This is a genomic window from Bartonella sp. MM73XJBT, assembly GCF_028618465.1.
Lineage (GTDB): Bacteria > Pseudomonadota > Alphaproteobacteria > Rhizobiales > Rhizobiaceae > Bartonella.
Genome location: NZ_JAQISY010000028.1, coordinates 1 through 11,139, shown reverse-complemented (window position 1 = coordinate 11,139; position 11,139 = coordinate 1). Strand labels below are relative to the sequence as shown.

The window sequence follows — 11,139 nt, the reverse complement described above, 5'->3', positions numbered from 1 at the left end:
ACGCCCTATCATCTCCAAGAGCTAACACCGCACAATCTCCCCCATCCCCTCTCACCTCCATCTCTCCCCATTTATGACCACAATTCCTTGGTAGAATCGCCAGCCTTTCTCGTTTTTGCATTTTTCTGGCATCGTTTCATACAATCACCTTTTTGCTGACTTATTTTATTTTCTTATCTAAGCAAATTTTATTTTCTTAACACTGCAACCTTTACATCTCTAGGCTGTTCTTTTCATCACACTGACTCTTTACAATTTTTTAATTTTAGATTGACTTTGCTCTTTTTTCTCTTATATCTTTAGAACTATTCTAAAGTGCAAAGGAACAGGAAATGTTGAGATCGTTTTTTTCATTTGTACAACGTAAAGCTCTGTCCTTTCGTTCAGCACAACAAGTGATGCTTCGAACACTCAAAGCCAAAGAACAAAATGCTGCTCTTTATTTAAAATATGCCAAAGCTTTAGAGCCTTATTCTTCAAAGCATGCAGAAATTTTTGCAGCAATGGGTATGCGAGAGCTTGAAAATTATAAGGAGCTTCTGTGCCTTTCTTGTAGCAATCGTGCAGGCGCAATGGCTTCAACGGTAGACTCACCATGTAATCGCGCCACTCTTGTAACGGCAAAGAAGCATCATAAAAACTCTCGAAGCAAAACGATTCGTCAAGAGACAAAAAAGTCATCAAAAACGCACAGACAGCTGCTTTTGACATGGATTCAACCTGGTCTTGCTGGTCTCATGGATGGATCAGTTTCTACTCTTGCGCCAATTTTTGCAGCCGCTTTTGCCACAGGAGATACGCATCAAACCTTTTTGATCGGGTTGTCTGCTTCGATTGGAGCAGGTCTTTCAATGGGATTTACAGAAGCAGCCCATGATGATGGGAAGTTATCAGGTCGTGGTTCTCCGCTTAAAAGAGGTCTTGCCAGCGGTATTATGACAACGTTAGGAGGATTAGGTCACACGCTTCCTTATTTGATTAACTCTTTTTATATGGCGACAGTGATTGCCTTTATCATTGTTTTTTTCGAACTAGGGGCTATTGTTTGGGTGCAAAATAAATTCATGTCGACTCCTTTTTGGCGTGCATCTTTACAAGTTATCATTGGTGGTGCTCTCGTTTTTGCCACGGGGATTCTTATCGGGAGTATCTGAAAGCAAAACCAAACAAACACGCAACAGACAAGTATTGAAGCATCACGCGCAGACTTGTTATTATCAAGCCCCAAAAGATTTTATATGCCCTCCCAATGACAATTTATCATTGGGAGTTTTTTTATTTTTGCACAGATATTCTTATAAGAAAATCTAAAACCAGCGTCCACAAACCTGTATTGGGGACAACCCCTCTCCATGGACCTTTATTGGTTTGTTTTATGGGAAGCTTTTGCTAGAGTAGCATTTGTTTTATAATTTTAGACCTCTCTTATAATTTGGAAATGTTTTGACCATGCCTCACACTCCAGCCTCTCCCCCCTTAAACAACCAAGACAATGCTTTTTCTCACCGCTCTAAACCCGTGACTTTGTTAATCGAACGCCTTGAGCATGGACAAGGCTTAGAACTTCCGCACTATGCCACAGCGGGTTCTTCTGGTCTTGATCTAAGGGCCGCGCTTGGTGAAAAAGAAACACTCACTCTTGCACCTGGACAGCGCGCCCTTATTCCAACGGGTCTTATTTTTCATTTGTCCCCTGGGTTTGAAGCACAAATACGTCCACGCTCAGGCTTAGCTTTCAAACACGGCATCACATGCCTCAACACGCCTGGAACCATTGATAGTGATTACCGCGGTGAAGTCAAAGTTTTACTCATCAATTGCGGACAAGAAGACTTTACCATTGAACGAGGCATGCGCATTGCCCAAACGGTCATTGCACCGGTTCTTCAAGTCAATGTTCATGCCCTTGCAGCAAATGAACTTGCAGCAAATGAAAAAGACAAGAGCGATGTGGGAAGCAGAGGTACGGGTGGTTTTGGTTCCACAGGTCATGACTAAACAGCACATTGCGTGAGAAAAAACGCACATCCTTGCAAGCAGACAGTGCAATGATTACCATGGCTGTTATTTTGCAAGGAGTCCTCTTGGCTTGAAACACAAAGGCATCCATGCTCTGGATAAGCCACGCATCTTCCCCATGCACAAACACTAAGAAGCATAGAGGACAATGCACCCGTTGTGGAGTTCTGCTCATCAATTGCGGACAAGAAGACTTTACCATTGAACGAGGCATGCACATTGCCCAAACAGTCATTGCACTGGTTCTTCAAGTCAATGTTCATGCCCTTGCAGCAAATGAAAAAGAGAATACCGATGTGGGAAGCAGAGGTACGGGTGGTTTTGGTTCCACAGGTCATGACTAAACAGCACATTGCGTGAGAAAAAACGCACATCCTTGCAAGCAGACAGTGCAATGATTACCATGGCTGTTATTTTGCAAGGAGTCCTCTTGGCTTGAAACACAAAGGCATCCATGCTCTAAATAAGCCACGCATCTTCCCCATGCACAAACACTAAGAAGCATAGAGGACAATGCACCCGTTGTGGAGTTCTGCTCATCAATTGCGGACAAGAAGACTTTACCATTGAACAAGGCATGCGCATTGCCCAAACAGTCATTGCACTGGTTCTTCAAGTCAATGTTCATGCCCTTGCAGCAAATGAACTTGCAGCAAATGAAAAAGAGAATAGCGATGTGGGAAGCAGAGATACGGAGGACTTGGTTGCACAAAATAGACTTCAGCAGAATTCTCTATTGATAGTTTCTACTCTACAGGAGCCACATTTCCCCTTACAGCAGGTTTGGCATTTACCACATCACTTATGGGCGGCGCAATGACACCGTTTGTGACGTTTCCTGCTGTGTTCTCTGCCGGCCCTATAGCACTTACGGTTCCATCACTTGCTATCCCTTTTGCCCTCAGATTGGCAGATTTCTGCAATCCCATAAGTCCGACTTTGCTATATCCAGCAGCGCGAATTTGACCGAGTAAATCCACCACAGCCCCATAATCGATTTCACTATCGGCTTTGATCAAAATCTTTGTTTCTCGATTTTGCTTTGTTTCCTTCAATAAGGATTCCACAAAAGTTGTTGGGTTGACAAGATGCTCACCAACATAAAGGGCATGATCTTTTTGCAAAGTCACATAAAGAGGCTCGTCAGGTTGAACCGCGGCAGGTGTTTGCGTTATAGAAGGAAGTTGAACAGGAATAACCGATGTCGCCAAAGGCGCAGCCACCATAAAAACAATAAGCAATACGAGAACAACATCAATAAAAGGGGTTACATTGATTTCGCTATGTAATCCACTCTCATCGAAATCCCAATGATCATTAAAATCTGCTTTCATTTTTTATGACTTTTCTGTTGTCTGCGCCTATCGAGTTCACGGCTTAAGAGTCTTTCAAGTGCGGCAGCAATATCACCTAAATCATTGCGATAACCACTCAAAGCGCGCATCAAGCTATTATACATAACCACAGCGGGAATCGCCACAAAAAGTCCGATAGCGGTTGCCAGCAAGGCTTCGGCAATTCCAGGAGCCACCACATCAAGCCTCGTTGTTTGAGACTGTGCAATACCGATAAAAGAATTCATAATTCCCCAAACGGTAGCAAAAAGCCCCACAAAAGGAGCAATAGCGCCAATGGTTGCAAGAACAGCGCTACCACATGCAACACGCCGCACAACAGTAAGCAAGCAGCGTGACAAAAGCGAATGAACCCTCTCCTTTACACCCTCATTCATATCGCGCATATCTCGCACATCCTCGTCATACTGATTGAGCTCCTCATAAAAGAGGGAATGTTCACCAGTAATGGCTAGTGCTTCTTGTTGTATCCCCCGATGCCTCTCTTGTCTTGCCGTGTTTTTTTCATGAGCGCCTCCACTGGTTCCCTCATGACCAACAAAATGGATCTGCTGTGTAGAAAGATACACTTCTTTAAGGACTTCTTTCAAAAAGAGCGCACCAGCTCCTTTGCTTTCTTTCAAACTCGCAGCCAAACGCGTGAGGGTCTGAGCATTAAGAGTCAATTGAAGTTCATGACGCGCTCTTCGTTTTGCCACAGTAATCTCAACAATTTTAACAAAAGCAATTGTCCAAGATGCAAGAGAAGCAAGCAACAAAAGAACGATCACAGCTTTTACAACAAAATCAGCTGCCATAAACATAGCAAAAGGGGAAAGATCATACGTTGCCAATACAGCAGACGCGCTCTCTAAGGGTACTGTCTCAGATTCCATTTTTGTCTCACACGGTTGTGGTTGTCACTTTTAAATCTTACAGCTGTGTCACCAGCCCCCGTAGCATCACTCTCCGACAACGCTCCGTCCCTGTTAACGTCACTCTGTATTCGTCTTAAAAAATAAAACTTGATAAATCAAGTATAGTTTTATTTCAGAAAATGTCTCTTTCAAGAGGACTTTTTAAAAGAATTTTTCTCTCATAAATTTAAGGCAATTTATCGGATAAAGCAGCTTATTGTGGAAAAAACAACTTTAATAACAAACTGTATATCAAATGCGGATTTGGTGTATAATGACGCTCTCTCAAAGAGCATATCAACAATTGTACCCAAAAACAGAAATATTTTTCACTTCAATACTGCGGATACAAACAAAGAGATTTACTTGGCACAGCACAAGAGGAACGAACAAAGAACAATCACTAAACAAGCCCCCATACCCATCACTCCCACGACAAGAGATAGAACACCATGGGATATGAAGCATCTACGAATTTGCAGCTTGCGCAACTTCATAAGTGTAAAAATTGCTAATACCAAATAAACTCTATAGTTTTCACGAGAAGATTTTACACCATCCACAAACACCGTTATAAAATGGCTGAAGACTTCTTTAAAACAAGCATATGAATTCACAATACGCTAGTGTTCGGTTTGGGAATATTTTGCATAAACCGCATACCCCCACTCAATTAACAGAACTCCCTGCTTGCTATTGATATCATCATCTCACAAACCTCACAAAACAGATCCTGTTTTAAAATTCAAATGTACTTTTTTAAATGCCCCCAATGCCAAAAGAAGATCCTATATAAAGGAAGCAAAGCGGAAAGACAGAAAGCTATAGATAGCAAGGGGATCGAGCAAACATCCTAATGGTATCAATATGCTTACATAAGCATAAAGATGCGGTATTTTATGGATTTTTCGTTATCCCCTTCGACAAGCAAAACTGCTCTCCTCCTGATACCTCAAAGGACAAAGCTTCTTCACCCTACTGGTCTGTAAACAATCCAGTTTCTCTCGTGTTTTCCCTGCTGACCATTTGTATGGTTCACTTCCATAGAGCTCGACAAGCAAGCCCAGTTCTGAAATACGCTCTCCACACTTGAGAAAGATTAAAAATGTAAATTTTCTATGCCTTATATCACCATAGCTGGACACTGTTTTACGGCATAAAAGGATAATCACATAAAATTGCCAAAAAGTTTCCCAACAAGATTCATTCTATCTAAAAACATTTTTAAATTGCCCAAAGAGAGGGAACCAAAAAAATCGTTTAGCGTTACAAAAGCAGTGAAAATTTTTACTCCAAAGCAAATGATCACTATGAACACACAAAAGAGACAAATACTGAGTCGTAATAAATCAAGAGAGGGAAAAAGCATCATGGCAAATCATAAAACAACACAGAACAATAAAACGACAGTAGAAAAAGATTTACAAGGACAGGTAGAGAAGTTACGTGGTGAAATTTCAGGGATAACTTCAACTCTGACAGATCTTGGTGCCAGCAAATTGAACGCAGCAAAAAATAAAGCTGAAGAACTCTATAATTCGGCAAAAGAAAATAGTGAAGACATTATGTCTCAAGCGAAAGAAAAAATCGGCGAACTTGAACAAACCATGAACCATCATGTTCGTAAAAATCCTGGCAAGAGCGTTCTGTTTGCAGCAGGTGTTGGTTTTATTCTTTCTCAATTATTGCGGCGTTAAGCAATGCATAAGTTTATCGCTCCTCTTTTCAATCACCTCATTGGTGGAGGATTAAAAAGCACTGTTAAGCAAGTACGCCTTCAAGCAATTTGCTATGGATTTATTGGCATTTCCTTGTTTATATCGCTAGTTTTTTTATGTATCATCGGTTTTCTTGCCCTCTGTTGGGTCATGACGCCTCTTAGAGCAGCTAGCACGATGTTTTTGATTTGGCTTTTTCTTGCAGGTATCGCTATTTTCATTGGCCGCATTCTGAAAGCTTACCAAAGCTACGATCAACAAAAGAAATCTGAAGAGAGACGCCATCAGCTTATGACAGATGCCACACTTTCCAGTCTTACGCTTTTAAGCAAACATTTGCCTTTTGCCAAATTGAGTGTCCCAGTACTTGGTCTTGCAACTTATTTTCTGTGGAAAAAAGATAAAAAAGACCGCTTTTCAAATTAAGATATGCAATTGTGTCATCCTAACCCCCGCGGTGTTTTCTTTCTATTGAGAGAAAACACCCTCTCTTTTCCTTTGCTCATCCTTTTTTTCCCTTTGTTGATATTGTCACACAATAAACCTCTAAAGATTCTATTCTCGATCAACAAAGAATAAACTCACATCATTTTCCTCGTTAGAGTAAAACAGCTGTTATCATTCTATGCATAATAAAGTCATGAAAATGTTCGCAAGATTATGGTCCAGCAAGCCAAAGGATCTGATTATTTTTCAAGGCAACAATCAACAACAGCCCAACGGCTTCCCCCCATCTCCTTATCCACCATGTGACAGAACATTGTGCTGATAAACATCTCCCCTCTTTCTCGCGGTCCACATCCAAAACTTCGCACGCATCACTCTCAAGCATAATACAGATAACCAGAGTGAGGTCAGAAAAACAGACCACCTACCCTGTTTTTCACCAATATCCTCCCTACAAGCTCTTCTTTTCACCCTCTCCACAACCAATCAATTTGCCAAATTTCAATCAAAGCAAAATATTGATTTATAATGATATATCTAGCGTTATTCATATTGAATGAGACCCTCGAATACCGTAAGATTCTGTCATTTCAAATCTTTTTATCTTGAATCAATCAATATCATTCGCTTGCACGTCAAAAGCGGGGCTGGCGTGTGGGAAAAAACTGTATAAGAAAGGAGTAAAAATGGCTCTTATGAATCGTCTTAAGTGCCAAGGGCTGTTGCAACATTGGAAGCTGGCAAAGTGAATGATGGTGCTGGCTTGCTTCTTCACAAACGTAAAGATGGCGGTGCTCAATGGCTTTATCGCTATACCATTCATGGGCGCCGCCGTGAAATGGGCTTGGGAGCATTGCGAGATGTCTCTTTAAACAAGCCCGTAAATTGGCAACTGGGTGGCGTTCTGTTTTACGGGATTGGCATACGAATAAAAACATTTAAAGAAAAAACTAAAAATGCCTTTTATGCATGCTCTCCAATGCAAAAGCTGTTGCAACATTGGAAGCTGGCAAAGTGAATGATGGTGCTGGCTTGCTTCTTCACAAACGTAAAGATGGCGGTGCTCAATGGCTTTATCGCTATACCATTCATGGGCGCCGCCGTGAAATGGGCTTGGGAGCATTGCGAGATGTCTCTTTAAAACAAGCCCGTAAATTGGCAACTGGGTGGCATTCTGTTTTACGGAATTGGCATACGAATAAAAACATTTAAAGAAAAAACTAAAAATGGCTCTTATGAATCGTCTTAAGTGCCAAGGGCTGTTGCAACATTGGAACTGGTGAATAGAATAGTGGTGCCTCGGATCGCTCTTTCATAAGCATGAAGATGGTGGAGCTCAATGAAAACTACCCTCCAAGCAAATGATCCTATCTTTTCTGAACTTCATCCTCCCAAGTCCCATGCACTGCTGCTTTACCTGTAAAAATCTAAATAAGCTTTGGAACAATTTTAATTTGTTTTGTTGTCAGCAAACAAAAGGGACGTTTCCACACGCCTTATCATTCGTTCCTCATTCTCCCCTATCACTTGCAAAGGCAACATCTTGGCAAAACACATGCCAAATAAGCCATGGAACAATCCACATTGCTTGCTTTTCTCAATAAGAAGTCAACTCCTCATGAGCATATTTACTGCCTGCTGGTCCGTCTGCTTTAATAACTGCCTCCTTTAAAAGATGCGTTATTTTGTTAGGAATAGCTTTTACCCACTCTTGGTAGAATTTATTCTTTTATCATGTGTAGTGCCTTCTGTGTATTTTTAAATATTATAAAGCCCACCAGAGAATAAAAAACGCATCTATAGGGATTTCAAACTATACTTCATCCTCATATAGCTGAACACAACAATGTTATTAAATACGATTTACTACACTTTATCCACACAAATAACACATATTGATATATTAGAAGAGAATCGATTAAACAATACTCCAAAAATAAAAACAATACACAACTGGTAGTATATAATGATAGCAAATGAAGATGACTATTATGGAATTCTTGGTGTAAGTTGCGAATGCAATAATAAGCAGCTAAAATCTGCTTTTCGTAAGTTAGCTATGCAATACCATCCTGATCATAATCCTAGTAATAAGGAAGCGGAACAAAAATTTAGAAAAATTTGCGAAGCCTATGAAGTTCTTAAAGATCCTCAAAAAAGAGCTATTTACAATCAATTTTATCATGAAACTCTTAAAGATAATGACGCAACTTTTGAAAATAATATAAGCCAACAGAATAGCAGAAAAAAGACTAGTATCAGCAAATTTGCAGCATATAGACCCACAATTTTCTTGATAGTATTGATCATTGTTCTTAATGTTATCAAAATTCCACCAGAATTATTACCATTCATATCAATTCACTGTCTTTTTTATATGAGTTTGAGATTCTGGGGATTCTTAAAAGCTTTGCTTATTACAATAAGCGCATTAGTAATAGCTTTCATTTTTATCTCCTTAAGTATCATCCCAACAATGATCGTAATCTTTTTTTATGCTGCTGTAAATTTCTATGGAGTCAAGAAATTGAAAAAACTTGGTATAATTGAAGAATGATTTTTAACCTGTGTATGTTCTTGTACAAAATGTTTCTAAAACATATTAAGCGCTCTCTCTCATGAATTTACAAGATACAATCATTATTGAATTTATAATGAGATATTCCATCGCGTAGAGATTATACAATCTGTAGAGGCATTGTACTTTCTTTATTGATCCAATAGCACACATTGATATATTCAGTGTGAATCAACGAGACAGCCTTATTATCATAATGACGGTTCAAATGATGAAATCCTTATCTGTAACACATGCTATCACATTTATAACTATAACCTTTTTTCGATATCAGGGTTATTAGGATGTGCGAGTATAGAGAGTTTAGAACAATATGATAAACTTTACGAAGAATATGTAAATGAAAAATACGAAGCTTTTGAACATTCTCAAAAGCAAGAAAAAGCAAAAAATTTGTATACAGCCATAGCTATCAAAATATAACTCAAAGATTTGACGTTATAAAGCACCGTCACATACTTATTGTTTTATGTGGACGTTTTGTTAATTTGTTGCGCGGTGATTATAATGAAGGGATATCATCAGACATGTTACTTAATGTCATAAGTAGTTTACATAATGACTATAATTGGAAAGAAAGCGATTTTATTTGGGCATATAATATGTCCATGAACTCTACAGATCCTATGATTGATTATGCAAAAAAATTTCTGAATTCTTCAAGTGTAAATGGCATTAGTTCCAAAACACAAATTATTGATCTCGTATCTAGTATGAGAAGCAGCAATAACGAAAACACTAAACAAATAGCCCGATTTTGTATAGAACTGAACACAATATATGATATGATAAAACCAAGAAGAAGTTATCAATAATATTTAACGATCAAAACGCTTTTGAAGAACGTTAAAAGCAACCCTCAGAGGTTCATAAGATACGATAATTTCTTATCTTCTATAACGAAATATTGTAGCGCAGCGTAAAAATTATATTGTCTATAGAGGCATTATATTACTATTGCCTCTTGCATAGATTGATAATAACGCCTTGCTTTTTTTACCCCACTGTTCAAAACTATTTTTGTCTGAATGTATCTACACATCATCACAAAGAGCGCTAAGATAATTCTAAAGCCTTCACGATACCTCAAAAAAAGTTTCCGCTTATAAACGAGCATCGTGATGGGTGATAACCTCCATCATCTCTGCCACGAGCCACATCCAGAACGTCCAGAGCCGTCACCCTCAAGCCATAATGCGAATAACCGGCTCAGTTCCAGAAGCACGGATCACCAATCGTGCGGCTTTTCCCAAACGCTGTGCGGCTTGATCTATTGCCGTTTTGACCGGATTTTCTTTCAACACATTTTTGTTTTTAATCGTTACATTTTTTAAAATTTGTGGCACAGGTTCAAATCGTTTACACAATTGACTCATCGGGCTTTGACTTTCCTGCATACAAGCCAATACCTGCAAAGCAGCCACCAGCCCATCGCCCGTTGTCCCAAAATCACTCAAGATAATATGTCCAGAAGCTTCACCACCAACATTATATCCCTTTTGGCGCATCGCTTCCACCACATAACGATCCCCAACATTTGTCCGCACAAGCTCCAAGCCTTTGCACTCTAAAAAGCGCTCTAGCCCAAGATTTGACATAATCGTTGTAAAAAAGAAAGCATTCCTTTATGATAGGGCATCGTGATGGGTGATAACCTCCATCATCTCTGCCACCGCAGCATCCAGAACGTCTCTAGCGTCACCTTCCGCCATAATGCGAATAACCGGCTCAGTTCCAGAAGCACGGATCACCAATCGTGCGGCTTTTCCCAAACGCTGTGCGGCTTGATCTATTGCCGTTTTGACCGGATTTTCTTTCAACACATTTTTGTTTTTAATCGTTACATTTTTTAAAATTTGTGGCACAGGTTCAAATCGTTTACACAATTGACTCATCGGGCTTTGACTTTCCTGCATACAAGCCAATACCTGCAAAGCAGCCACCAGCCCATCGCCCGTTGTCCCAAAATCACTCAAGATAATATGTCCAGAAGCTTCACCACCAACATTATATCCCTTTTGGCGCATCGCTTCCACCACATAACGATCCCCAACATTTGTCCGCACAAGCTCCAAGCCTTTGCACTCTAAAAAGCGCTCTAGCCCAAGATTTGACATAATCGTTGT

The 11,139-nt window shown here is 39.8% G+C and carries 8 protein-coding genes and 6 pseudogenes; 9 read left to right on the top strand and 5 right to left on the bottom strand.

Annotated elements, in window-relative coordinates; all coding sequences use genetic code 11:
- Positions 1-332 precede the first annotated feature (332 nt).
- The 4 genes and pseudogenes from PVV69_RS07770 to PVV69_RS10075 all read left to right on the top strand — a co-directional run bounded on the left by PVV69_RS07770 (position 333) and on the right by PVV69_RS10075 (position 2,839).
- Positions 333-1,154: a VIT1/CCC1 transporter family protein gene (locus PVV69_RS07770; protein WP_273757065.1), complete on the top strand. Its 822-nt coding sequence runs from the start codon at positions 333-335 to the stop codon at positions 1,152-1,154.
- A 295-nt stretch (positions 1,155-1,449) separates the two neighbouring features.
- On the top strand, positions 1,450-1,998 hold the full coding sequence (dut, locus tag PVV69_RS07765; RefSeq protein WP_273757069.1) for a dUTP diphosphatase: 549 nt from the start codon (positions 1,450-1,452) through the stop codon (positions 1,996-1,998).
- A 185-nt stretch (positions 1,999-2,183) separates the two neighbouring features.
- A pseudogene (locus PVV69_RS07760) lies at positions 2,184-2,363 on the top strand (dUTP diphosphatase); the annotation flags it as partial.
- A 119-nt stretch (positions 2,364-2,482) separates the two neighbouring features.
- Entirely contained in the window at positions 2,483-2,839 is a 357-nt protein-coding gene (locus tag PVV69_RS10075) for a hypothetical protein (protein ID WP_404978377.1), read from the top strand.
- On the opposite strand, the gene PVV69_RS07750 is transcribed toward PVV69_RS10075, so the two are convergent.
- Together PVV69_RS07750 and PVV69_RS07745 are read right to left on the bottom strand one after the other, a co-directional pair.
- On the bottom strand, positions 2,766-3,353 hold the full coding sequence (locus tag PVV69_RS07750; RefSeq protein WP_273757064.1) for a biopolymer transporter ExbD: 588 nt from the start codon (positions 3,351-3,353) through the stop codon (positions 2,766-2,768). The genes PVV69_RS10075 and PVV69_RS07750 overlap by 74 nt on opposite strands.
- The gene (locus PVV69_RS07745) at positions 3,350-4,249 is read right to left on the bottom strand and encodes a MotA/TolQ/ExbB proton channel family protein (protein ID WP_273757063.1); all 900 of its coding nucleotides are present in this window, start codon (positions 4,247-4,249) and stop codon (positions 3,350-3,352) included. Before PVV69_RS07745 ends, PVV69_RS07750 begins: the two co-directional genes overlap by 4 nt.
- Before the next feature lie 1,391 nt (positions 4,250-5,640).
- Here PVV69_RS07745 and PVV69_RS07740 point away from each other — a divergent pair.
- Positions 5,641-5,967, top strand: coding sequence for a YqjD family protein (locus PVV69_RS07740; protein ID WP_273757062.1), 327 nt, complete (start codon positions 5,641-5,643; stop codon positions 5,965-5,967).
- A 3-nt stretch (positions 5,968-5,970) separates the two neighbouring features.
- Complete coding sequence (locus tag PVV69_RS07735) at positions 5,971-6,414, top strand: phage holin family protein (RefSeq protein ID WP_273757061.1); 444 nt, start codon at positions 5,971-5,973, stop codon at positions 6,412-6,414.
- 232 nt (positions 6,415-6,646) lie between these two features.
- Here PVV69_RS07735 and PVV69_RS07730 read toward each other — a convergent pair whose 3' ends face one another.
- Positions 6,647-6,820: a hypothetical protein gene (locus PVV69_RS07730; protein ID WP_273757060.1), complete on the bottom strand. Its 174-nt coding sequence runs from the start codon at positions 6,818-6,820 to the stop codon at positions 6,647-6,649.
- Positions 6,821-7,121: 301 nt separating this feature from the next.
- On the opposite strand from PVV69_RS07730, the pseudogene PVV69_RS07725 reads away from it, so the two are divergent.
- The 3 pseudogenes from PVV69_RS07725 to PVV69_RS07715 all read left to right on the top strand — a co-directional run.
- A pseudogene (locus PVV69_RS07725) lies at positions 7,122-7,353 on the top strand (Arm DNA-binding domain-containing protein); the annotation flags it as partial.
- Between the two features lie 38 nt (positions 7,354-7,391).
- Positions 7,392-7,620 (top strand): annotated as a pseudogene (locus tag PVV69_RS07720) (Arm DNA-binding domain-containing protein); the annotation flags it as partial.
- Between the two features lie 781 nt (positions 7,621-8,401).
- Positions 8,402-8,659: pseudogene (locus PVV69_RS07715) on the top strand (DnaJ domain-containing protein); the annotation flags it as partial.
- A gap of 1,457 nt (positions 8,660-10,116) precedes the next feature.
- Here PVV69_RS07715 and glmM (PVV69_RS07710) read toward each other — a convergent pair.
- Together glmM (PVV69_RS07710) and glmM (PVV69_RS07705) are read right to left on the bottom strand one after the other, a co-directional pair.
- Positions 10,117-10,620, bottom strand: a pseudogene (gene glmM / locus PVV69_RS07710) (phosphoglucosamine mutase); the annotation flags it as partial.
- Between the two features lie 18 nt (positions 10,621-10,638).
- A pseudogene (gene glmM / locus PVV69_RS07705) lies at positions 10,639-11,139 on the bottom strand (phosphoglucosamine mutase); the annotation flags it as partial.